The sequence below is a fragment of the Chryseobacterium sp. MEBOG07 genome, assembly GCF_021869745.1.
Classification (GTDB): domain Bacteria; phylum Bacteroidota; class Bacteroidia; order Flavobacteriales; family Weeksellaceae; genus Chryseobacterium; species Chryseobacterium viscerum.
In genome coordinates, this window is record NZ_CP084579.1 from 276,829 (window position 1) to 300,953 (window position 24,125).

The window sequence follows — 24,125 nt, forward strand, 5'->3', positions numbered from 1 at the left end:
TATTTTTCTGCCCTGGAATTCTGTTGTCTTTTATTGCTATTGTCAAGAGAACTTTTCATTTTTTTACTGTACAATATCCTCTTCAAAATGTTTAAAAAAAGGAATTACGTCTTTAATATTCGGATCTGAAGAGGCAATATAACTATGGTAGTCTTCATGAATAAAAATCTCTTTGGTAAAGAATTTTTCATCCTCAATGACGCATTCGTTATTAATTATTTCAAAAGAATCCAGAGGAAGCAGCATCCCTGCTCCGTGCGCTTTTATGACAGCCTCTTTTCGGGTCCAATAGGTAAAGAAGCTTTCTGTTTTATCTTCAGAAGTATCCATTTCCTGAAACTCATTTGCTGTCATTTGGAATGTAAAATCCAGATAGCTGGTCTTAGGATTATTGAATTCTACATCTATTCCCAAGGGATATTCTGCAATAGCACAAGCCACAAGATCTTTGGAATGCGAAATATTAAAATGAAGGTTTTGGTCTTTTAAGTAGGGTTTTTTGTTGGGAAGTATACCCGTTTCTGCTTGAGGGATGTTATAATAAGTCCTCAATCCATATTGCAAAAGAATCTTTCCCAGTAAAGAAAGCTGTGCATCCTGCCATCTTCTGTATCTCAGAATATCCTGTTTAGCTTCCTGAGAAAATGCAGGCAGATATTTGTCTAAAAGAGACTCATGTTTTTCTTCACTGATGAATGCATACAGAATAATCATTTTCTTTTTTCCTGCCAGAGATACCGGATTTATAAATTGCTTTCTGACGACTAAAATAAGCTTTTTTTCATCTCTTTTTAAATAAGTTAACCATCCTGTCCAAGTTTAAAAATTTAAGGTTAAAAGCAGCCTAATTGCGTTTATTATTTACACTATCTTTTTAAAAAAGACCCGGATCATAAAGCGCTTTGGAAAATCTTTTATAAATTTATCGTAAAATCACTATAAATCATTTAAAAAATGAAAGTACAAACATTAGCACTATTGGCGGGATTTGCATTTTTAGCAGTTTCATGCGGAACAACAAAAATGTACTCCGTAAATGCCAAAAGCGGAACACAGACAGGAGGAACTGCGAAGTTTACCCAAAATGGAAATGGGGTAACCATGAAGCTTGATATCACGAACCTTACTCCTGGAATCCACGCAGTACACATTCATGAAAAAGGAGACTGCTCTGCAGCAGATGGAACTTCCACCGGAGGCCACTGGAATCCTTCCAAGAATGATCACGGTAAATGGGGTGCTGAACATTTCCACATGGGAGATATAGGAAACCTGGTTGCTGATCAGAGCGGAACTGCCACATTGACTTTCAAGACAGACAAATGGTGTCTGGGTTGTACAGATGAGTCTAAAAACATCATCGGAAAAGGTCTTATTGTACACGCAGCAGCAGATGACTTCCATACTCAGCCTACCGGAAATGCAGGAGGAAGAGTGGGATGCGTAGAAATTAAGTAATCTTTTTACTCAATAAAAAACCGCTAATTTTCATTAGCGGTTTTTTTATGTTTAGGATTTAGCTCCCATATCTGATACAATATTCATTGCTTCCTGCAGGTAAAGATCTTTTTTCAGATTCTTAATCCACATTTCAGATTTTTTCTTGAAAGCTTCGTCTTTTTTCTCTCTTTCAATCTCACTTGGATACATCATAAACTGAAGTCCGTTCTCAAATTTAGTCAAAGCCTTGAACTTTTCAATCTGAGATTTTCTGTTCTTCATCAGCTCATTGAACTTGTTTATATTCAAGGTGATATTTTCTTCTTTATCTAACCTTTCTCTCCATTGAGCAGACTCTAGTAACAATTGATAATTGCTGTTTTTAGCCATTCTGTCTGCACTTGCTTTTTCCAGCGCCTGAATATTGAAGTAGTTCAGTTTCTGGAATTTTGTAGAAGGAATTTTATCCCATGCTAAAGCATAATCGTCATATCGCTCTCCTACTTCAGCATACGTGAAGAAATCTTTCATCTGAATATCAGAAACAATTCCTTTTCTCTGAGTAGATTCTCCGGTGATTCTGTAGAACTTCTGAATCGTTAGTTTTAAAGATCCGAAATCATCTTCCGTGTTCAGGAATCTGTTTAGGTCTACAAATGTCTGAACGGTACCTTTTCCGAAAGATTGCGGAGATCCTATAATCATTGCTCTTCCGTAATCCTGCATTACTCCTGCAAGGATTTCTGAAGCTGAAGCTGAAAGTTCATTTTGCATGATGACAAGAGGTCCTGTCCAGATAGGCGTTTCATTTTTATTTTTAAGGGTCTGTATTTTCCCGTTTCCGTCTTTCACCTGAACATAAGGTCCTGCCTCCATGAAAAGCCCCATAATATCCCCTACTTCAGTTAAAGAACCTCCTCCGTTATTTCTAAGGTCAAGAATGATTCCTTCAATATTCTGTTCTTTCAGTTTAATGATCTCATTTTTGATGTCATCAGAAGCATTTCTTCCTTTGGCATTTTCAAAATCAGCATTGAAACTTGGAAGATTGATGAACCCATATTTCTTACCGTTTGCTTTATTTACAACAATACTTCTTGCAAAAGTGTCTTCAATAGCTACTTCCTCACGAATCATTGTTACATCCTTGGTAGTACCATCTTTTTTCTGAACAGTAAGCGTTACCGGTGTTCCTTTCTCTCCTCTGATCAATCTTACTGCTTCATCAGAAAGCATTCCTACAACATTTACAGCATCTTCTTTCGGTTTGGATCTTACTTTTAAGATTTTATCTCCTTCTGAAAGCTGTTTAGACTTCCATGCCGGTGCACCAATGGTAAGAGCCCCGAGATAAAGGTTTCCTTTTTTCTCCTGGATCAATGCTCCGATACCGATTACTTTTCCGGTAAACTGAGTATCAAAGTCTTCTTTATCTTTTGGAGAATAATAGTTGGTATGTGGATCGAATACTTCTGTATAAGCATTCATATACACTGTAAACCAATCCATTTTCTTTCTCTTTTTGAATCGGGTAAAGGTATCTTTTACAAGATCTTTTACTTCATCAGTCGCTTTTTTGATCTTTTCATCCTGAGTAAGAGGCTTAAACTTGATCGTATCTTTAAGCTTGTACTTCTGAACAGAGTCTTTCTTTTCTTTCTGAGCCTCTTCTTTGCTGTTCATCGATTCAACTTCCTGAAGGATATTGTATTTGATGAATTTTTTCCACTCATTATACTGTTCCTGCTTGTTGGCAGGTACTTTCTTCAATTTTGGCTCAAGGGTAAGCGCTTCATCTTCCTGAAGGTTGATTGGTTTGCTGAAGATATCCTGAGTGATTTTATCGATCTCATCTACTCTCTGATACAATCTGTCGATTGTAAGTTTGTAGAATGTCAGGTCTCCTTGCCCAATATAATCATCAAGCTTTGTTTCATGCTTGCTGAATTCATCCATATCAGATTGTACAAAATATCTTTTTGCAGGGTCTACCAATTCGAAATAATGCTTATAAACATCCTTAGAATAGGCATCATTGATAGATTTTGGGCTATAATGCAGATAAGAAAGTGTATTTTTTACGCTCACCATTATTGTTTGCATCTTTTCATCGTCATTCTTTGGCGAGTTGAAACAAAACATTAGACTGGTTAATGGAATAAGAAGTAAAAATTTATTCAGTTTGAAATTTTTCCACATAAACTGTCTTTAATTTATTAATTTTTAAAATAAGTATAATAATTAGTAGCAACAAGTTTGATACTGTTACAAACGATCAAATTTAATACCTTATTTACAAATATCAGATAGTTTTAAATATTTTTTTATTAAAGGAATACAATTTCTGTTCATACAGAGATAATCTGACACAAAAAAGCTTGATCAGAAATATCATTCTATTTTTACATCTATAATTGGATAAGAAAAATATACGCACTAAAACTTTATAATCTAATAAAAGTATAAGACAAGAATATGACATTAAAAAAAGAATCTTATTTAACAGTTTATTGAGATTAAAATTTATAAAAATTGGGGCCAGATTTTAAAGGAAAATACTTTTTTCAAAGTTTCTCCCTTACCATAGATATAAAAATTCAAAACATTCAGTTTTCTACAACTTTACACTCTGTAAATATGATAGTTACACAAATGTCATATATGTGTAATACACATTGTTTATCAAAAAACAATGATAAATAATTACATTCACAGTCAAAAAGTTTGAGGACTCATAGGTCAAATTGATTTTGTATAACGATTCACTTCTTTCAAAAGTGAAATAATAAATACTAAAATATATTTTCTATTTGCATCCTGATAAACATTTCAAAAAACACATTTTTAAACTCATAAATATGAAAAAAAATATTCAATTGTTGTAGCAATTGCTGCTTCAGCGATGCTTAATGCACAAGCCAGTGCTGTAGGCATAAACACTAGTACTCCAACAAACACATTAGACATTAATGGCACAGCCCGCGTAAGAACCTTATTTCCCAACACTTACGTTTCTGGCGTTGATAAAATAGTAGTTGCAGATGCAAACGGAGTATTAAAATCTGTTCCTGAAAGTGCTATTCCTGCCACTCGTTCATATGATATTTTATTTGATCTAAATTCTTTAGGAATTGCTGCTATTGATGATTCCGACACCAGTGCAAGCAATGTCAGAACTCCTACTGAAATTCAAAGTAAAACTATAACCCTTGCGAAGGATGCCTTGGTACAGATTAATTTTTCTATCCCTCTTAATAAAATTTACGAACATGGTACTTCTCTGCCTCCAAAAGACGGAAGAATCAAAATGCTTAGAACCAATTTGGTTGTGGATGGTAACATCGTTACAAAATCAACTAACACAGCTACTAATTATGTAAATCCTGATGAGCCTACTCCTCCGCCTGCTTTAACTGGTGTTTTTTTTAACACTGGCAGTTTCTTCATCAATCTAACAGCAGGAACCCATACGATTAAAGTGGAAGGCACATGCAATCCATACATATCCTGTGAACAGGGAGGTAATATATCAGGATCCCGATTTCAGGCTGTAGCCTTTTATTAATAATTTTTTTACAAAAAATATTTTAACCTTAATTTTTAAATTAAATTCACGATGAAAAAAACAATTTTGGCAGGTGTATTACTTGCAACATTAAGCACTTCGTTACTTATGAGTGCAAACACAAAAGAACTTAGAACTAATGCTAACAGTGAAAAAACACTCTGTTGTTGGTTTAAAGTTTGTTATGAGGCCAGACAAGAAGGTTCTTGTACAGTTACATATAAAGTTGTAACTAAGTATTTTCTTTGCTGCCCATTAGGGACTACCAGAACAGTTTCTTCAAAAAGTTGCACTTCTACTACTATTCCTACCAATCCAGGAAATCCTGGGAACCCTGGTGGGGCAAATAAAACTGCAAAATAAAGTATTACTTATTTTAATTTTTAATTATTCCCTTCAGGTATAGCGTGAAGGGAGTTTTGTTTATATTCAATAATTTAAAAACAGATACCACAAAAATCAGTTTTCACCCATAAGGGCATAAAATATGATAGTATTACCATATACAAATTCAAAATATTAAGTTATGAAAAGTTTACTATGGTTAGTCGCAGTCATCTGCATAGTTGTTTGGCTATTAGGAATGTTGGGAATAGTTCCTGGAATTAGTACGGGTTATTTAATTCACATTTTACTGGTTATTGCCATTGTTGTTATTCTTTATAATATTATTTCCGGTAGAAAACCTCTTGATTAGTTTATTATTTTGTTAAACCACTTAAATCAAGACCGTCAAGCTTAGCAGGTGTTTTCGGATAATAAGAAATTATGTCTGTAAAAACACCTGCAAAGCTATGATGTAAATGTGATGAAGATATTAGTCTTTATTAATTTTTCTTCATTTCAGTTTCATGTTCTGAACTTTAAATTCATCTTACACTCCACTTTCATCCTCATTTCATCGTTAAAATATTGATATATTAATTCTAAATACACTATACTTAATAATAAACCTCTGTTTTATTGCGTCTTATTTTTAACTACATTTGATGTGTTGAAATTCTATTTGTTCGATTCTGAAAATGAACAAACTCACTCTATTTGAATAAAAAAATATTAAAGATAATTTATGGAAAGACCGCTTATTCTGGTTACTAATGATGATGGAATTACAGCTCCTGGTATCAGAAATCTTATCAGTTTTATGAATGAAATCGGAGAAGTTGTTGTTGTAGCCCCTAACTCTCCCCAAAGTGGAAAAGGCCACGCTATTACCATCAATTCTACCCTAAGCTATGAAGAAGTTACGCTGGATGGTCCACAGACTGATTTTTCATGCAGTGGAACTCCTGTAGACTGCGTAAAAATGGCTCTTGATAAGATTATGTCAAGAAGACCTGATATTGTGGTTTCAGGAATCAATCATGGAGCAAATTCTTCAATCAATGTGATCTATTCAGGAACTATGTCTGCAGCTGTAGAAGCTGGTGTAGAAGGAATTCCTGCTATTGGGTTCTCATTATTGGATTTCAGCTGGGAAGCAGATTTTACTCAGGCAAAAGAATTTATTCAGAATATTGTAAGAAGAACGCTGGAGCACCCAATGCCAAAAGGAGTTGTTCTGAATGTCAATATTCCGAAACTTCCTGCAGCAGAAATAAAAGGAATAAAAGTATGCAAACAGGCTAACGCAAAATGGGAAGAAAGCTTCGACGAAAGAATAAATCCACATGGTAAAAATATTACTGGCTGACGGGGTATTTCAACAATATGGATGATTCTGAAGATGCTGACGAAACTGCATTGGCGAACGGATATATTTCCATCGTCCCTGTAAAGTTTGACATGACTGCCTATGAATATATGAAAACACTGGAAGAGGTGATGACCTTTGAAAATGTAAATGAGGTGAAATAATCTTATTAATCATTTGCTTATTAAACAGTATAAAAAACTTCACTTCAGCAGATATCAGAAGTTGAAGTTTTAACGATAACACGGCATGAAAAATGGTATTTCATGCCGTCTTTTTATGTCATCTGTGACAAAATACATCCATTCAAAAAGCATCCGCTTCGGATTATTCACTACCTTTATTCTGACAAATAATTACAAAATGCGTATAGAATATGACATAAAATTAGGGTTCAAGGATGTAATGTTCCGCCCTAAACGTTCTACTTTAAAATCCCGGTCAGAAGTTGATTTACAAAGAGAATTTACCTTTAAACATACTAAGAAAAAATGGACAGGAGTTCCGATAATTGCCGCCAATATGGATACGGTAGGAACTTTTGAAATGGCCGTAGAACTGGCAAAAGAAAAAATTATTACAGCTGTTCACAAACATTATACTCCCGAAGAATGGAGCCAGTTTCTGGAAAGCCAGCCCGATAGTATTCATCAGTATATTGCTTTAAGCACAGGAACAGGAAAGGCTGATGAGGAAAAGATAAGACAGATCCTCGAAAAGCATCCAAAAATTGAGTTTCTCTGTATAGATGTAGCCAATGGCTATTCTGAGCATTTCGTTGGATTTGTGAAGAAAGCAAGAGCCAATTTTCCCGATAAAATTATCATCGCCGGAAATGTTGTGACCGGAGAAATGGTAGAAGAACTTCTTCTGGTAGGTGCAGACATTATAAAAGTAGGTATTGGCCCTGGATCCGTTTGTACGACCAGAGTAAAAACGGGGGTAGGTTATCCTCAGCTTTCTGCCATTATTGAATGTGCTGATGCTGCTCATGGCTTAGGAGGACATATCATCGCAGATGGTGGCTGTAAAGTCCCGGGAGATGTTGCTAAAGCCTTCGGTGGGGGTGCAGATTTTGTAATGCTTGGCGGTATGTTTGCCGGACACGACGAAAGCGGTGGAGAAATGATTGAAGAAAATGGTAAAAAATACCGTCTCTTCTATGGAATGAGTTCCAAAACAGCTATGGATAAACATTCCGGAGGTGTAGCAGAATATCGTTCTTCCGAAGGAAAAACCGTGAAAGCAGCTTATAAAGGTCCGGTTTCAGAAACGGTAAAAGATATTTTAGGAGGAGTACGCTCTACATGCACTTATGTAGGGGCGTCCAAGCTTAAGGAACTTTCTAAGAGAACTACTTTTATCAGGGTTCAAGAGCAGGAAAATCAGGTTTTTAATTAGTATTGACTTTACAAAGAATGAAAAAGGCTGCAAATATGCAGCCTTTTTTATATTTTAAGTTAACATTCCACCGTCAACGTTTAATGTTTGTCCGGTAATGTATCCTGACATTTCGCTTCCAAAGAATACACATGCATTTGCGATATCTGCAGGCTGTCCACCTCTTTTCATCGGAATCTCTTCTCTCCATCCCTGAACTGTTTTTTCATCCAGAACAGCTGTCATTTCTGTTTCAATAAATCCAGGCGCAATTGCATTACATCTTATATTTCTTGAACCTAATTCCAATGCCACAGATTTTGTAAATCCGATAACCCCAGCTTTAGAAGCTGCATAGTTGGCTTGTCCGGCATTTCCTTTCACCCCTACTACAGAAGTCATATTGATGATAGATCCTGATCTGGCCTTCATCATCGGCTTGATTACCGCTTTTGTAAGGTTAAAAACTGAATCTAAATTTACCTTAATCACTTTATCCCAATCTTCTTTGGACATTCTCAATAACAGGTTATCTTTTGTAATCCCTGCATTGTTTACCAAAATATCAATCTGCCCAAACTCTGCCATTACATCCTCTACCAACTTCTGAGCAGCATCATAATCTGATGCGTCGGACTGATATCCCTTAATTTGGGTTACAGAACTTAAAGCTGCTTCTAATTCTTTTGCTTTGTCTACAGAACCGGCATAGGTAAATGCTACTTTTGCCCCCTGTTGAGCAAACATTTCAGCAATCCCTTTCCCGATTCCTCTTGTAGCTCCGGTAATTATTGCTACTTTTCCTTCTAATATTTTCATATCTATTGATAATTATTTTCTTTTATAACTCATTCAGCTTGTGACAGCTGACTCTTTTAGTTCTTATACATTCCTTTCCGGAATTAAACGGTTTGCAAAGATATTATAAATTGTTATTCAACCCATTTAAATTGTTAAAATACTGATTTTTTTAATGTTTATTTAGCTTTTATTACAGCTGAACAGAATTATTTCTAAATCTAGTGAAATAAATGAAGTCTATTTTTTTATCTTTATCCAGTTTCAGAACTTCTTTCTGCCAAAAATATTTATCATAAATAATTTCCTTTAGAAGTTCATTCTGGAAATTTGAAACTCCGAATTTTCCTTCTTTTCTTACCACAATTTCGTTTTCAGCATTCCCGAATGTGATGATATCTTCGTAAACAAAGGGTACAATTTCTGTTCCTTTTCCATCCAGAATGCCATAAAAGCTGGCTGTATTTTTACAGACCAAAGGTTTTGAATATTGATTAAGAGGATTAAAGTACTCAACATCCTCATTTTTTATCTGACTGATGTTTTTCAGCTCCTTCATCGAGTGATCTACTACCGAAAACGTATAATATTTATCTTGTTTCTCAAGGATAAGACTCTCAGGATAGAAACCGAAAATTTGTACTCCATCTCCTACAATATTCTTAAGGTCTTTATCCAGAAATTGTTCTTCATTCCCTTTTTTAAGATAGATAAAATCTTTTCCGGAAATGGTAAAACTCCTGATGAAATCATATTCCTGCGGGAGAATGATATTCCCCTGAAGATCAATAATACCGGATTTTTTTACTTTATCGTTATAAACACTGAAGAAGTTATTCAATAAAGGATTTAAATATTTAAAAGTCTGGGGATACAAATTCCTGTCTTTCTTATTAAAAACAGTTGTTTTTCCTTTTTTTTCGAGGTAAATATATTCTTTTCCGCCAAAATATTCCGGGGTGATATCACTATAGATTTCTTCAGCAATGGTATTTTCCTCAGCATCGATTAAGCCATACTTACCCGTACTCTTATTCCTGGTAATCAGATAGGGATAAGCATTGATGTTCATCACCTGTTTAGAAAATTGATGTAAAGTATGTCCATTATCTCCAATGATTTCACTTTCATTATTATCATTGATAATCAATGCTCTACCGTCTTCAAAACTATAATCTTCTTTAAATTCCCTTCTGGTGACCTGCTTTCCATTGAGATCATATAGAAACCACTTTTTATCCTTTAAAACAAAAAATCTGTTCTTCCCTGAAAAACGGATCTTTTCTGAATAAGGAATAATTTCCTTTCCATTGTAATCATAAACTGCTTCTTTGTCTTGTTTTGAAGAAATAATGCGCTCCCTACTCCACCATGGTGTATTAAACTCCTGATTATCCAAAGAGATAATTTCTTTTCCTTTCTCGTCAATAATAGCTGATTTTCTATTGTTTCCTTCTTCAGAATAAAGGATAAACCTGTTTTTAAAAACATGCAGAATTCCCCCTTTATAAGGAGATTCAAAGGTAATGGCACCCAGAGAATCTACAATTCCCTGTTTTTTGGTCCCTGAGTCATATATTGTTCCATATCCGTCCGAATAGGAATTGACCTCCTTCCCTATCTTTTTTGACAGGATAACCTTCATATATTGGTTAGTCTGTGCTGTACAAACTACAGAACACAATACAAAAACTAATTTCTTCAAGGAAAATTAAATAGAATTATTGACTATAAGAACGATTTCTCCCTTTAAAGTTTTACTCTTGGAAAATTCAATTAACTCGTTGATTGTTCCTCGCTTAGTTTCTTCAAATTTTTTGGAGATTTCGCGGCTCAAACTTGCCTTGGTTTCTTCTCCAAAGAATTCTTTGATCTGCTCCAGAGTCGTATTGATTTTGTGTGGGCTTTCGTAAAGAACGATCGTCTTTTTTTCTTCAGCAAGCTGTTTTAGCTTTGTCTGTCTTCCTTTTTTTTGTGGTAAAAATCCAGCGAATAAAAATTCATTATTGGGAAGTCCTGAAACTACAAGTGCCGGAATTAAGGCTGTCGCTCCCGGAAGGCAGATCATATCAATCTGATTATCTGCGCCTGCTTTTGCCAGTAAATATCCCGGATCCGAAATACCCGGTGTTCCGGCATCGGTAATAATAGCGATATTCTGACCGCTTTTAAGATCTCCAATTACTTTCTCTGTTGCCTGATGCTCATTGTGTAAATGATAAGATTTTAAAGGCTTGGAGATTTCAAAATGTTTTAAAAGTATTCCAGAAGTTCTGGTGTCTTCACATAAAATATAATCTACTTCTTTCAGGACTTTTACTGCCCTGAAAGTCATATCTTCAAGGTTCCCAACGGGTGTGGGAACAAAATATAGGATTCCGCTCAAAATTATAAGAATTTATTTTCCACCAATATCCAAAGTCTCTGGGCATATTCATCCACTTTATTCCATTTTCTTTCGTAGTACAGATCACTAAGATATTCTTTAGCTTCTTCCATCGTTTTGAATTGGTTCAGCTGGAATACGGCATCATTAAGATCGATCTGGCTTCCTTCAAACAGCATTTTTGAGAAAGCAATTCTGTCATTCAGATCAAGCTTAAACTCAGGTTTCTGCTTGTCTGCTTCCATAAAGTTCGTAGGAATATTAGATTTCAGAATGCTTCCTGTATCTTCTTTTACAACCGAAACAGGAGTTTCTTCCTTAGGAAATTCCCTTTCCAGGTGATCGTCATCAAAAAGTGACTGAACAGCCTTCATTCCTTTGATATTGGCTAATTTTATTTTTTTCTCCCGATGATATTCTTCTAAATTTTCGAAGCTTTCATCGGAACGATGTTTATCTGTTTCTTCAGGAACAGGTTTGTCAATTTCTACAATTTTTCTTCTGTCATAGACTTCAGCAAGGATACTCTCTTCCTTTGTATTTTCTTCAGAATGGTCATTTTTGATCTCACTTAGAATATTTTCCACGTTGGAAGTTTCTGTAATCATCTCTCCTTCTTGTATTGAAATGTTTGAGGTAACAAATTGTTCTTCGTTTTCCTCGATCAGTATTTCATCTTCCAAAGTTTCAGTATCAAAAATACTAGGAATAGTTTCTGTTACTGCTACTTTAGCCTCATTTACAACAGCAGAATCTGTTTCTTTTTTGGCTTCTGATTCGGAGATTTCCTCTTCTGTATCGTCTATTTCATTCAGCTGATTATTGAAAATAACTTCTTCCTCAGTCACTTCATCATAAAACAAATCTTCATTGAGGTCTTCATCAGAATCCGGTGTAGCATCAGCAAGAATTTTATCTTCGTCTACAAATTTCAGAACAGCTCTCTGCTCTTCAGAAATTTCGTTTTCGTCAATTTCATTCAACTGATTATTGAATACGGCTTCTTCTTCAAGAATTTCATGATTAGAAGCGTGTTCCTGAGTGTTTTCAGGTACTATTCCTTCGTGATTTTCTTCTACAAAGCTTACCATATTTTCATGGAATTTATTTTCAACAATTTCATTCAATTGGTTGTTGAAAACGGCTTCCTCTTCTTCAGATCCGTCTGAAAAAATTTCATTTTCATCAATTTCGTTCAGTTCATTATTAAAAATAGCTTCCTCTTCCGTCACTTCATTCCCTGAATCATGATATTCTGTTTCTCCTGATACAAAAGAGTGGTGTTGATGAGCCTGATCATCTGCTACGAAATATTCAATATTTTTTTCCAGCAGTTTCAAAAAAGAAATTCTGTTAGCAAGCTCATCTACAAGATCTTGCTTGGAAAGTAATTCGTCTATATTACTTATTTTGTCCAGATTATCAATGATATTCATGGATTCAAAAAAAATCTTTTCCCTTAAATCTTGGATATTCTGCATAATAAGATTCTTATTAAAATTGCTTACTTTTGATGTTAAAAATATACGGCTAATTTAACAAATGTTTTTAGAAAATACAATTAATCATTCCAAACAAAGTGGTTGGATGGAAGTAATTTGTGGCTCTATGTTTTCCGGTAAAACCGAAGAACTGATCCGCAGATTGCGAAGGGCAGAGATGGCAGGACAGAACGTGGAAATTTTTAAACCCAAATTGGACATACGATATTCTGAAGAGGACGTAGTTTCTCATAATCAGAATAAAATCCGTAGTACAGCAGTAGAAAACCCTAATGAAATTCTTCTGTTAGCTTCCAATTGTGATGTAGTAGGAATTGATGAAGCTCAGTTTTTCGATGAAAGTATTGTTGATATTGCCAACCAACTTGCCAATAGCGGTGTAAGAGTGGTTATTGCAGGATTGGATATGGACTTTTTGGGCCGTCCATTCGGGCCTATGCCCAATTTGATGGCTACAGCCGAGTATGTTACAAAAGTGCATGCTATTTGTAAGAGAACAGGGAATCTTGCCAACTATTCTATGAGAACTTCCCAGGGGGATAATCTGGTAGAGTTGGGAGAAACTGAAAGCTATGAAGCAGTAAGCCGCCGTGTTTTTATTGACGAAGTACTTTTAAAAAGAAAATAAATTGCAAAACAGCAAAAGCTGAATGCACCAAAACATACATTATATTCACTAATATAAATGAAAAGCGAAAAAGCAGCATTGTGAAATTTCAAAAAGGAGAAGTTAGCTTATAAAAACTTTTTCTTCCTCTTTATTATTTTACCTTTTTGCCATTTCGCCTTAAAAATAAAGCAGAAAGGGTACCAATGGATTATACAGTACAACACATTGCAGAGATCACCAATGCACAAATCATTGGAGACGGAAATTTATTGATCAAAAATATAGCGTACGACAGCAGGATTATTTATTCTACCAAGAATACTGCATTTATCGCGATCAACACCTCTAAAAATTCGGGTGAAAAGTTTATAGAATCTGCAATAGACAGAGGGATCAATATTATTATTTCTGAGCATCATTATCCCGGGTTTGAAAATATAACCTGGATCATTGTTGAAAATTCTGTAGACTTTCTTCAAAAATTAGCAAAGTACCATTTCGAGAATTCTCACATACAATCTATCGGAATCACCGGTAGTAATGGTAAAACTATTTTAAAAGAATGGTTATATCAATGCCTGTGGAATGAATTTCCTACTGTAAAAAGTCCCAAAAGTTTCAATTCCCAGATTGGCCTTCCGCTCTCTCTTCTCCAAATCAACAGCTCTTATCAGCTTGGAATTTTTGAAGTGGGAATTTCAAAACCTCATGAAATGGAAAAACTTGAAAATATTTTCCATCCTCAGATCGGTTTGCTTACCCATATAGGAACGGCTCATGCTGCCAATTTTTCTTCCGAAGAAGAACTGATTGATGAAAAGATCAAACTTTTTAAAGATTCTGAAGTCATCATCTATAATGGTGACCATTCTTTGGTAGATCAAAAAATTAAAAATTCCTATTCTGATAAAAAATTAATTTCTTACGGTTTTAAAAAAGACAATCAGGTTTTCATCAAAAATAATATTTCAAAGGATGAAAACATCATTGTTGAATATTTTGGGGAAGAAATCAGTTTTCCCGCCCACCAAAGAGACGAAGCGACATTAACCAATGCTATGGCGCTCATTACAGTCCTTAAGGAACTTCATATCGAAAATAAAAAGATCGTTGAAAAAATCAACCTTTTAAAAGCCGTTGAAATGAGGCTTGAAGCGATTGAAGGAAATAAGAGCAATATCGTTATCAACGATTCTTTTAATCTTGACCTCGATTCTCTGAAAACTGCCCTTCAGTTTTTGAATGAGTATAACAAACCTAAAAAATCTCTGGTCCTAACAGATATTGTAGGAGTAAACAGCAATTCTCAGGAATTGTATGAAGAAGTCTCCGAACTGGTGAATGAACAAAATTTTGATTCCGTATTTTTAATCGGCGATGAAATATCATTATTTAGTGAATTATTTAAAACTAAAACATATACTTTCATTGACACTAGAGAGTTAATTGAAAGTAAATATCTTACTGAATTAGAAAATCAGATCATTCTGCTGAAAGGTGCCAGAAAATTTGAGATCGAAAGACTAAAGGATATTCTTGAACTTAGAAAACACGATACGGTACTGGAAGTAAACCTTAATGCAATTCTCCATAATATCAACTATCATAAATCTCTGCTGAAACCAGGAACCAAAATGATGGCAATGGTGAAAGCCAATGCTTATGGACTTGGAAGTTATGAGGTATCAGAATTTCTTCAGCATCATCATATTGATTATCTAGGGGTGGCCTATGTTGATGAAGGTGTTGAACTTCGTAAAAAAGGAATTACAACCCCCATTATTGTAATGAACCCTGAGCAGCACAGTTATCATACCATTATAGAATACAACCTTGAGCCTGAAATTTATAGTTTCAGAGTGTTGGAATTGTTCTATGAAGCTGTTCAGAAGTCAGGGCATGATAAAAAATACCCGATCCATATTAAGCTGGAAACGGGAATGCACCGTCTTGGTTTTAAAGATTTTGAACTGGATCAGCTAAGCGAGACTTTAAGTCAAAAAAATCTAAAAGTCCAAAGTATGTTCAGCCATTTATCATCTTCTGATATGCCTGAAGAGAAAGAATTTACTTTGAAGCAGCTTGCCGTTTTTGAGAAAAATTCCAGCTACCTAACTGAAAAACTAGGCTACACTCCTATCCGCCACATTCTGAATTCATCCGGGATAACGAGTTATACGGATCATCAGTATGACATGGTAAGAATTGGTATCGGTATGTTGGGAGAATCTCCCGATGACGAAATACAGAAACAATTACAATCTGTGGTAAGCTTTAAAACAGTAATTTCACAGATATCAATGGTTGAGAACGGAGAATCTGTTGGTTACAGCAGAAAATATAAAGCGGATCACCCTACAAGAATTGCAACAATCCCTGTAGGATACGCAGACGGCATTCCAAGGCTGATAGGAAATCAGGTAGGAAATTTAGGGGTCAACAAAACGCTTGCCCCTATTGTTGGAAATATCTGTATGGACATGATGATGATCAATGTGGACAATATTCCGAATGTAAAAGAAGGTGATACAGTAACTGTTTTCAATGCCAAACCAAGTTTAAAAGAATTTGCAGGATACTGCAAAACGATAACCTATGAAGTATTAACCTCCATTTCCCCTCGGGTGAAACGGATTTATATAAAAAATTAACTATGAGAAAACTCCTGATTCTGCTTTTCATATTCCCACTGCTATTGATCCATTCTCAGGTAAAAAAAGATTTGGTGATTCCGAAAAACCCAAAGATAGGACTCTCCCTCGCCGGTGGTGGCGCCAAAGGCTTTTCACATGTCGGAGTTCTTAAAGTATTAGATTCATTGGGAGTAAAGGTGGATTATATTTCGGGAACAAGCATGGGAGCCATAGTTGGAGGACTCTATGCGGCAGGCTATTCCGGAAAAGAAATTGAAAAAATAGTCATGGATACAGATTTCTATTCCTTGATTATGGATCCGAAATCACGACAGGAAGCCAGCTTTTTCAACAAATCTGTAGACAAATACCTTTTATCCATTCCACTCAAAAATGGAAAAATTACACTTCCCTCTTCTATCAGTACCGGCCAGAGAAATGTTTATCTTCTGAAAGAACTTTTTAAAAACGTTTCCAACATCGAAGATTTTTCTAAAATGCCCATTCCTTTTCTTTGCGTTGCCACCAATCTGGAAAGTGGAAATATGCAGATTTTTGAAAAAGGAGATCTGGTACAGTCTATTATGGCGAGTTCTGCATTTCCTTCTTTAATGGATCCTATTAAAATTGGTGACAGCATATATATTGATGGAGCAATGACGGTAAATTACCCTTCGAAACCTTTAAAGGATAAAGGAATCGATATTGTCATCGGTGTGGACCTGAATCAGGATCTGTCAAAAAGAGAGGATTTAAACAACATTATATCCATCCTGAATCAGGTAATCGATTTCGGAATTAAAAAAGATACCCGAAAACAGTATAAATATACAGACATCAATATCAAACCCAACCTGAAAGGGATGTCAGCTACAAGTTATGATGATAAGAAGAAAATTCTGGACAGCGGATATGTAGAAGGACTGAAATATTCTCAAATATTGGATCAATTACCAAAGCGCCCATTTGATCGTCTCAGACAGCGTGTAAACCCTATCTATTCCAACGTATATAAGATCGACAGTATTTCTATTGAAGGAAGCAAGATATACGGAAAAAACTATACGCTAGGGAAAATGGGACTACGTCTACCCTCTTTACAGACTTATGGTAGCATCAATAAAATGGTCGATAAATTGGTTGCTACAAACAATTATAGTTTTATCAATTATGATATCGTTCAGGAAAATGATGCCAACTATTTAAAGCTTTATGTAACCGAAGATGATACCCGTCATTTTTTAAAATTCGGATTGCATTATGACGAAGTTTTTAAGACCGGGCTTCTTTTGAATTATTCTGCAAAAAGACTTTTATTCAAAAACTCAAATCTTTCTTTTGATTTCGTTGTGGGAGACCGATTACGATATTATCTGAACTATTTTATAGATAACGGATATATCCCTGGATTTGGTATTTATTCATCAGGAATGAGCTTTGACCTGAAAAACGTCGACAATTATGTTATCGACAGATGGGAATGGAGCAGAAATGAAGTTTATATACAGTCTATATGGAAGGATAAATTTGCCATTGGAGGAGGTATGAGCCACGATTACTTTAAGGCGGAAAACAGCAATGGAGACAACAGACGTTACAGCCGTTTTCTGAACCCTTATGTCTTCATAAAAACAGATACACAGGATGACAAAGAATTCCCTACCAAAGGGGTTTATTTTGCCGCTGAAGGAAAAGTTATAGACCTTTTAAAATCTGAAGTTGACAAAAGGATTATTCAAATCAAGGCAGATCTTAAAATCAATATTCCTCTTGGCAAACAATTCTCTTACCGTCTTAATCTATTTGGAGGGATTACACTTGGTGAATATCTTCCTGCCTATTATCAATACAGATTAGGGGGAATTTTTGAACAAAATCTTATTAATTTCAAAAGCTTCGGAGGATTTTATTTTGCCCAGCTTTATACAAATAATGTAATATTAGCATCTAACGATATTCAATTTAAATTCAATAAAAACTATTTCATCAGTGGAAACTTCAGCTTTGCTAACTTATCAAACGATATCAAGTTTGAAGATGCAGTTAAAGTAAATTACAGCTCACTGGGATTAACAGCTGGTTACAAATCTCCTTTCGGGCAGATTAAAGTAAACTTCAGCCACTCACTTAAAAATAACCAAAAAGGTATATTCAGTGTTATTTTAGGACACTGGTTTTAAAAAAATGATACAGTTCTTTTACGAAAACTTACCAGAGTCGGTAAGTACAGATTACAAAAAATGGCTGGAAGATCTTATTCTTTCAGAAGGAAAAAAACTAGGAGAAATCAATTATATTTTCTGTGATGACGAATATCTTCTTAAGATCAATCAGGACTATTTACAGCATGATTATTATACGGATATCATCACTTTTGATTATGTAAAAGGCAAGACAATAAGCGCTGAGATTTTTGTATCTTTGCAGCGCATTTCTGATAACGCCTCTACCCTTTCCCGAGATTATGAAGAAGAATTAAGAAGGGTTTTAGCCCACGGAATTTTACACCTTGCAGGCTATAAAGACAAGACGGAAGAGGAAGAAAAAGAGATGCGGAGAATGGAAGATTTGTACTTGACCAAGTATCGGGATTTAAAGATTTAAAATTAAACAATCACTTAAGGTCCGTTATCTAAAGTACTCTATTCTAGCAGTAATATAAGCTTACCTAGAGTGCATTCTTCAAAAATGTTTCACGTGAAACATTGGTTATAAAGATAAGATTAAAAGCTTAAAACAAGCGAGATAAAAATGATTTCAGAAATATATGATGTGATCGTAGTAGGTGCCGGACACGCAGGTTGTGAAGCCGCTGCCGCAGCAGCCAACCTTGGTTCAAAAACACTACTCGTTACAATGAATATGCAGACCATCGGACAGATGAGTTGCAACCCGGCAATGGGCGGAATCGCAAAAGGACAAATCGTAAGAGAGATTGATGCAATGGGAGGATATTCCGGAATTATAGCAGACAAATCTGCTATTCAATTCAAGATGCTAAATCTTTCAAAAGGTCCAGCGATGTGGTCTCCGAGAACCCAAAATGACAGAATGCTTTTTGCCGAAGAATGGCGCTTAGCATTAGAGAATACTCCCAATCTTGATTTCTTTCAGGATATGGTGAAACAACTGATTGTTGAAAATAATAAAGTAACCGGAGTCGTTACTTCTTTAGGAATTGAGATCAAAGGAAAATCTGTTGTTCTTACTAACGGAACTTTTCTTAATGGATTAATTCACGTTGGAGATAAACAGTTAGGCGGAGGAAGAATGGGTGAACCAAGAGCATTTGGAATTACAGAGCAATTGGTCACTTTAGGTTTCGAAGCAGGAAGAATGAAAACCGGTACTCCACCAAGAGTAGATGGAAGAAGTTTGGATTATTCAAAAATGGAAGAACAGAAAGGAGATGAGAATCCCCAAAAGTTCAGCTATCTTGATACTCCAAAATTGACAAAACAATTAAGCTGCCATATCGTATATACAAACGAAACAGTACATGATATTTTGAGAGAAGGTTTCGATAGAAGCCCAATGTTTAATGGCACGATTCAAAGTTTAGGTCCAAGATACTGTCCAAGTATTGAAGATAAAATTAATCGTTTTGCAGAAAGAAACAGACATCAGCTTTTCGTAGAACCGGAAGGATGGAAAACTGTAGAAATCTATGTAAACGGATTCAGCTCTTCACTTCCGGAAGATGTACAGATCAAAGCTATGAAACATATTCCAGGATTTGAAAACGTAAAAGTATTCCGTCCCGGTTATGCTATTGAATATGATTACTTCCCTCCTACCCAATTGAAACATACTCTGGAAACAAAATTAATTGATAATTTATATTTCGCAGGACAGATCAATGGAACAACAGGATATGAGGAAGCAGCAGGTCAAGGTTTAATTGCCGGTATCAATGCCCATAACAAAGTTCATGAAAAAGGCGACTTTATTCTAAACAGAGATGAAGCTTATATCGGAGTATTAATTGACGACCTGATCACCAAAGGAACTGAAGAACCTTACAGAATGTTTACTTCACGTGCTGAATACAGACTTCTTTTGAGACAGGATAATGCTGATATCAGGTTAACTGAAAAAGCTTATCAATTAGGATTGGCAAAAGAAGAAAGATTAAGAAAAGTAGAAGCTAAAATATCTGAAAGTCAATTACTTGAAGAGTTTCTTCGAGAAACTTCTTTAAAACCAGGTGTTATCAACCCTATCCTTGAATCTATAGAAAGTAATCCGGTAGATCAGGCTTACAGAGCTGCTCAAATATTGACCAGACCTAATATAACTTTGAAAAAACTGGATGAAATAGATTTCATTAAAGAGTTTTCTTCTCAATATAATGACGAAGTAAGAGAACAGGCAGAGATCAATATCAAGTATAAAGGCTATATTGAGAAAGAAAAAGAAAACGTAGCAAAATTAAACCGTCTGGAAAATATAAAAATCCCAGAAGATTTTGATTATACTAATCTTTCCAGCCTCTCTACAGAAGCAAAACAGAAGATGTCTAATGTACGTCCGAAGACAATTGCCCAGGCAGGAAGGATAAGCGGGGTTTCTCCAGCCGATATCAATGTCTTATTAGTATATTTAGGACGTTAAAAAGAAATGTTTCACGTGAAACATTAAAAAATAAAACAAGAATTAAGGTATTTTGAGTGTATAATAGTCTCTGAATATCTTAATTTTTTTTAATAGATAAAAAAGATACCGATTTCAATGAAAATAAAAGATCATTTTCTTTCACAGGAAATATTTGAAATACAAGAAACAGAAACAAAAGGTGTATTTAAAACCACCCCTACTCCATCCAATATTTCCAGATATTACGAAAGCGAAGATTATATTTCTCACCACCAGGATTCCGGAAGTCTGAAAGAAAAGCTTTACAAATTTCTACAGTCTTTTAATCTGCAGTACAAAAAAATATTCTTATTGATAGAATTAAGAAAGGATCAAAAGTTTTGGACTACGGATGCGGAGCCGGAGAATTTGTAAAATATATAGAAAATGATTTTGAAACCTTCGGTTTTGAACCTGATGCCGACGCAAGAAAAGCTGCACAAAGTAAAATCACAAAAGCAGCAATACTAGACGACATTAGTAAAATTGAAGATAAAAGTTTAGATGCGATTACACTCTGGCATGTTTTTGAGCATATCGAAAACCAAAATGAAATGCTAAACATTTTTCATAATAAACTAAAGGAAAAAGGAATTCTTATTATTGCAGTTCCCAACCCTACTTCTTATGATGCTAAACATTATAAAGAATATTGGGCAGCCTATGATGTACCAAGACACATCTACCATTTTTCTAAAAACGGAATGGAAAATTTAATTTCTAAAAAACCAGACTGGAAATTAAGAAAAATAAAACCTCTTGTACTAGATTCGTATTACATCTCAATGTTAAGCGAAAAATACAAAAAATCACCCCTATTTTGGGCAAAAGCGGTCATTCACGGAACAATTTCCAACGTAAAGGCGTTATTTTCAAATGAATTTTCGAGTTTGATATACATTATCGAAAAAAGATAGAAAATCGATTTTTGACCCATTTATGAAGGTCAGTTTTCAGCATTTTCACTATAAAATTTAAAAAACTCAGGAAAAAATCCTGAGTTTTTTATTTCATCGAAATTAGTTTTTATCCATTTTTAAGCTTTCTAAAAAATACTTTAACTGGGATCGAAAAATTTTACATTGCATTTCTTAATTTTTAGAATCTTCTCCCCTACTCCATTTCATACGAAAACAAAAATCAATGATCAATAATTCTCTTCTTTGATTTCTTAAAATTTTCCACCTGCTTGCAAAAATTCACTTTTTAAAAAAATTTTACATAAAATTGATTGCAATGGAAAAAAATAGAATTTTAAAAACCAAATTCTTTCAGAATTATGATTAATTTCTCCTAAAACATACTTAAATGTGTTGGTAGTCGGAAAAGTATAATTTATTGATTTAAGAAGTATTTATGAAAGTCAATTTTATCACCTTACAAAAGTAAAAACCGGAATTGATCCGGTTTTTGTTATTTATAAATCAACAATCAAATTACTTAATAAGCTTGAATTTGCTGGAAAGGTAAAAGGAGTCATATTATCAACTTTAAATCTCACACTTAAAGGTGCTGTCGTTCCAAAAGTATGTGCGTTAAAAAAAAGTTCAGGAAAAGGATAGGTAGGTTGAATCGTGTACATTGCCCCTACTCTTCTATGACTATTGGAAAGTACAGGGCTGATCAAAGCTGATGTCATTCCATTAATAGTGGGTACAGGAGTATTTATCTTAGATAAAATATATTTAGCTTTATTCGATGGATCTGCTAGAAATACAGCTGAAGGAGTAAATTCCACTTTAGGTTGATTAGAGATATACACATTATCTCTGATGGTAGTAGACTGAATAAAATCACTTGTAATACTGATTACGTCTTCCATCGTAGACACCGGTATAACCAACGCATTATCAGATATTAAACAGTAATTTACTCTTTTAGCAACCATTGTTATCAACTTAGAAATGGCTGTAAAATGATTTCTGGAAACCTTTATGAATGAATATTCTGCATATTGACCGTTAATTTCATCATGATCCTTATCAAATAAGAAGCCCAAATAATGGCCTACAAATTGATTATCAGTGATTTCCAAGGACACTGTGGAAGCTAAAACACCTGCAGCATATCTAGAATAGTCTCCCTCTGTATAGAGAATATGTGAAGTGTTATTCGTCACTGCAACTCTCTCACATTTACCACCTTTACCTTGAATAATAAATAAACACTGTCCTCCATTATACAACATCCCTTTTCCTTGTACATGAAGATGCTTAATGTTATTAGAAGTAATAAATACATTAGAGATTGTACAATTTTTATCCGGCCACAGGTATACACCTGAATTAACAATTTCAGCAATATTATCTGAGATTGAAATATTTGTAATATTACCCTTTTCAGTGTAAATTCCAGCCACAAAATTCATTCTAGTATAATTGTACACCTTATTATTGGTAAAGGAAGAATTACTTCCGTGAATTTCGCAGGCACATCCAATTAATCTCGTCCGTTCATTACCTAAGAAGACATTATCATGCACCGATAAAAAATTAACATTTCCATAGATTGTAGAGTGATCATTATTAATAATTTCATTACTCTTAACCAAATCTTCGAAGATACAGTTTTGAATGGTAACTTTGCTGCCATTCTGAGACCAACCAACACTTATACAATTGGTTAGATCACCGTTAGTCCAATAAATTCCATCTATATCAACATTAGTACAATTGCCGCCTTCAAAGCCAATTCTACGCATATATGAGCTTCTCATTTGTGACAATTCACCACTAAAATTAATGACTCCCCTGCCCTTCATCGTAATATTATACAAAGGTTTAAACTTTGAACTGTCACTATCATTAAAACCGGAGAATAGAACAAAAGGCTTATCATCAAAAAAATCACCAACTTTTATGACGCTATATTCTTCAAATTCAATATCCAGATAAGATCTTAATTCTAAAATATTAGCGTGTGCAATAACTAATTCAGGCCTATCACTGTAAGAATTTATAAGAAAATGACCATTTGGAAAAACCAATTTCAATCCAAGCTTGGAACTAACATCAAAGGCTTTTTGAATGGCTGGTCTTTGATCTACAGTATATGAAGATTTTACACCAAAAGTCGTTACATAGACTCTTTTAGAAGAAAAAACTACGGTATTTACATAGTAATCATTCCCCCTGGATCGGTAAATAATCTCATCTTCCAGAACTTTGGGATCGTTAATAACGAGAATCGTTTCATCAATCCAGATGCTTACTTTTTGAAAAGTAACGCTTTCTCCTGTAAAGCTATCGATCAGCTGCACTAAATTGTCATTGGGAGCAGTATTTCCAACGGCGAAAAACTCATTTGTATACATCATAATATTTTAATTTGATACTGCAAATGTATTCGCTGACAACGTCAAAACTTGACGTAAAAAAAATATAATCTGAACAAATAATTTTATTATTACATTCAAGAAGAAAAAAAATCTGTCTTAAAAAGCGCATACGCTACATATAACCTCAGGTTATATCTGTAATCATT

The 24,125-nt window shown here is 34.6% G+C and carries 17 protein-coding genes and 2 pseudogenes; 12 read left to right on the forward strand and 7 right to left on the reverse strand.

Annotated features, from left to right (window positions below):
- Positions 1 to 63: 63 nt before the first annotated feature.
- Positions 64 to 714, reverse strand: a complete 651-nt coding sequence (locus LF886_RS01310; protein WP_236852303.1) for a 4'-phosphopantetheinyl transferase family protein — start codon at positions 712 to 714, stop codon at positions 64 to 66.
- A 240-nt stretch (positions 715 to 954) separates the two neighbouring features.
- Between LF886_RS01310 and LF886_RS01315 the strand changes: the two genes are divergently transcribed.
- Entirely contained in the window at positions 955 to 1,458 is a 504-nt protein-coding gene (locus tag LF886_RS01315; protein WP_103231828.1) for a superoxide dismutase family protein, read from the forward strand.
- Between the two features lie 51 nt (positions 1,459 to 1,509).
- Here the strand turns inward: LF886_RS01315 and LF886_RS01320 are convergent, their stop codons facing one another.
- Positions 1,510 to 3,639, reverse strand: a complete 2,130-nt coding sequence (locus LF886_RS01320) for a carboxy terminal-processing peptidase (protein ID WP_124532929.1) — start codon at positions 3,637 to 3,639, stop codon at positions 1,510 to 1,512.
- A gap of 703 nt (positions 3,640 to 4,342) precedes the next feature.
- Here LF886_RS01320 and LF886_RS01325 point away from each other — a divergent pair.
- The 5 genes and pseudogenes from LF886_RS01325 (at position 4,343) to LF886_RS01345 (ending at position 8,099) form a co-directional block, all read left to right on the forward strand.
- Positions 4,343 to 5,005: a hypothetical protein gene (locus tag LF886_RS01325; RefSeq protein ID WP_236852304.1), complete on the forward strand. Its 663-nt coding sequence runs from the start codon at positions 4,343 to 4,345 to the stop codon at positions 5,003 to 5,005.
- Positions 5,006 to 5,056: 51 nt separating this feature from the next.
- A complete protein-coding gene (locus LF886_RS01330; RefSeq protein WP_236852305.1) occupies positions 5,057 to 5,368 on the forward strand; it encodes a hypothetical protein in 312 nt (103 codons plus the stop codon).
- Between the two features lie 163 nt (positions 5,369 to 5,531).
- Complete coding sequence (locus LF886_RS01335) at positions 5,532 to 5,702, forward strand: lmo0937 family membrane protein (protein WP_236852306.1); 171 nt, start codon at positions 5,532 to 5,534, stop codon at positions 5,700 to 5,702.
- 372 nt (positions 5,703 to 6,074) lie between these two features.
- A pseudogene (gene surE, locus LF886_RS01340) lies at positions 6,075 to 6,862 on the forward strand (5'/3'-nucleotidase SurE).
- A gap of 199 nt (positions 6,863 to 7,061) precedes the next feature.
- Positions 7,062 to 8,099 carry a GMP reductase gene (locus LF886_RS01345; RefSeq protein ID WP_236852307.1) on the forward strand — a complete coding sequence of 346 codons (1,038 nt, stop codon included), beginning with the start codon at positions 7,062 to 7,064 and terminating at the stop codon, positions 8,097 to 8,099.
- A gap of 54 nt (positions 8,100 to 8,153) precedes the next feature.
- Here LF886_RS01345 and fabG read toward each other — a convergent pair whose 3' ends face one another.
- From fabG to LF886_RS01365, 4 genes are all read right to left on the reverse strand, one after another.
- Entirely contained in the window at positions 8,154 to 8,897 is a 744-nt protein-coding gene (gene fabG, locus LF886_RS01350; RefSeq protein WP_236852308.1) for a 3-oxoacyl-[acyl-carrier-protein] reductase, read from the reverse strand.
- Between the two features lie 172 nt (positions 8,898 to 9,069).
- Entirely contained in the window at positions 9,070 to 10,581 is a 1,512-nt protein-coding gene (locus tag LF886_RS01355; RefSeq protein ID WP_236852309.1) for a WG repeat-containing protein, read from the reverse strand.
- Between the two features lie 6 nt (positions 10,582 to 10,587).
- Positions 10,588 to 11,262, reverse strand: coding sequence for a 16S rRNA (cytidine(1402)-2'-O)-methyltransferase (gene rsmI / locus LF886_RS01360; protein WP_103233754.1), 675 nt, complete (start codon positions 11,260 to 11,262; stop codon positions 10,588 to 10,590).
- Between the two features lie 2 nt (positions 11,263 to 11,264).
- On the reverse strand, positions 11,265 to 12,743 hold the full coding sequence (locus LF886_RS01365) for a hypothetical protein (protein ID WP_236852310.1): 1,479 nt from the start codon (positions 12,741 to 12,743) through the stop codon (positions 11,265 to 11,267).
- Positions 12,744 to 12,804: 61 nt separating this feature from the next.
- On the opposite strand from LF886_RS01365, the gene LF886_RS01370 reads away from it, so the two are divergent.
- The 6 genes and pseudogenes from LF886_RS01370 to LF886_RS01395 all read left to right on the forward strand — a co-directional run bounded on the left by LF886_RS01370 (position 12,805) and on the right by LF886_RS01395 (position 21,559).
- Positions 12,805 to 13,392, forward strand: coding sequence for a thymidine kinase (locus LF886_RS01370; RefSeq protein ID WP_103233752.1), 588 nt, complete (start codon positions 12,805 to 12,807; stop codon positions 13,390 to 13,392).
- A gap of 185 nt (positions 13,393 to 13,577) precedes the next feature.
- Entirely contained in the window at positions 13,578 to 16,025 is a 2,448-nt protein-coding gene (locus tag LF886_RS01375) for a bifunctional UDP-N-acetylmuramoyl-tripeptide:D-alanyl-D-alanine ligase/alanine racemase (RefSeq protein ID WP_236852311.1), read from the forward strand.
- A gap of 2 nt (positions 16,026 to 16,027) precedes the next feature.
- On the forward strand, positions 16,028 to 18,187 hold the full coding sequence (locus LF886_RS01380; RefSeq protein ID WP_236852312.1) for a patatin-like phospholipase family protein: 2,160 nt from the start codon (positions 16,028 to 16,030) through the stop codon (positions 18,185 to 18,187).
- 4 nt (positions 18,188 to 18,191) lie between these two features.
- Positions 18,192 to 18,611, forward strand: coding sequence for an rRNA maturation RNase YbeY (ybeY, locus tag LF886_RS01385; RefSeq protein WP_103233749.1), 420 nt, complete (start codon positions 18,192 to 18,194; stop codon positions 18,609 to 18,611).
- 147 nt (positions 18,612 to 18,758) lie between these two features.
- Complete coding sequence (gene mnmG / locus LF886_RS01390) at positions 18,759 to 20,621, forward strand: tRNA uridine-5-carboxymethylaminomethyl(34) synthesis enzyme MnmG (RefSeq protein ID WP_236852313.1); 1,863 nt, start codon at positions 18,759 to 18,761, stop codon at positions 20,619 to 20,621.
- A gap of 117 nt (positions 20,622 to 20,738) precedes the next feature.
- Positions 20,739 to 21,559 (forward strand): annotated as a pseudogene (locus LF886_RS01395) (class I SAM-dependent methyltransferase).
- Positions 21,560 to 22,059: 500 nt separating this feature from the next.
- Here the strand turns inward: LF886_RS01395 and LF886_RS01400 are convergent.
- Positions 22,060 to 23,958, reverse strand: a complete 1,899-nt coding sequence (locus LF886_RS01400) for a hypothetical protein (protein WP_236852314.1) — start codon at positions 23,956 to 23,958, stop codon at positions 22,060 to 22,062.
- Positions 23,959 to 24,125: the final 167 nt, after the last annotated feature.

Excerpts from the sequence above, each read along its gene's own strand:
- LF886_RS01315 (WP_103231828.1), top strand. The coding sequence starts at position 955 with ATGAAAGTACAAACATTAGCACTATTGGCGGGATTTGCATTTTTAGCA.
- LF886_RS01325 (WP_236852304.1), top strand. The coding sequence starts at position 4,343 with ATGCTTAATGCACAAGCCAGTGCTGTAGGCATAAACACTAGTACTCCA.
- LF886_RS01335 (WP_236852306.1), top strand. The coding sequence starts at position 5,532 with ATGAAAAGTTTACTATGGTTAGTCGCAGTCATCTGCATAGTTGTTTGG.
- LF886_RS01375 (WP_236852311.1), top strand. The coding sequence starts at position 13,578 with ATGGATTATACAGTACAACACATTGCAGAGATCACCAATGCACAAATC.
- mnmG (WP_236852313.1), top strand. The coding sequence starts at position 18,759 with ATGATTTCAGAAATATATGATGTGATCGTAGTAGGTGCCGGACACGCA.
- LF886_RS01310 (WP_236852303.1), bottom strand. The coding sequence starts at position 714 with ATGATTATTCTGTATGCATTCATCAGTGAAGAAAAACATGAGTCTCTT.
- LF886_RS01365 (WP_236852310.1), bottom strand. The coding sequence starts at position 12,743 with ATGCAGAATATCCAAGATTTAAGGGAAAAGATTTTTTTTGAATCCATG.
- ybeY (WP_103233749.1), top strand. The coding sequence starts at position 18,192 with ATGATACAGTTCTTTTACGAAAACTTACCAGAGTCGGTAAGTACAGAT.
- LF886_RS01400 (WP_236852314.1), bottom strand. The coding sequence starts at position 23,958 with ATGATGTATACAAATGAGTTTTTCGCCGTTGGAAATACTGCTCCCAAT.
- LF886_RS01380 (WP_236852312.1), top strand. The coding sequence starts at position 16,028 with ATGAGAAAACTCCTGATTCTGCTTTTCATATTCCCACTGCTATTGATC.
- LF886_RS01330 (WP_236852305.1), top strand. The coding sequence starts at position 5,057 with ATGAAAAAAACAATTTTGGCAGGTGTATTACTTGCAACATTAAGCACT.
- LF886_RS01320 (WP_124532929.1), bottom strand. The coding sequence starts at position 3,639 with ATGTGGAAAAATTTCAAACTGAATAAATTTTTACTTCTTATTCCATTA.
- LF886_RS01345 (WP_236852307.1), top strand. The coding sequence starts at position 7,062 with ATGCGTATAGAATATGACATAAAATTAGGGTTCAAGGATGTAATGTTC.
- fabG (WP_236852308.1), bottom strand. The coding sequence starts at position 8,897 with ATGAAAATATTAGAAGGAAAAGTAGCAATAATTACCGGAGCTACAAGA.
- LF886_RS01370 (WP_103233752.1), top strand. The coding sequence starts at position 12,805 with ATGTTTTTAGAAAATACAATTAATCATTCCAAACAAAGTGGTTGGATG.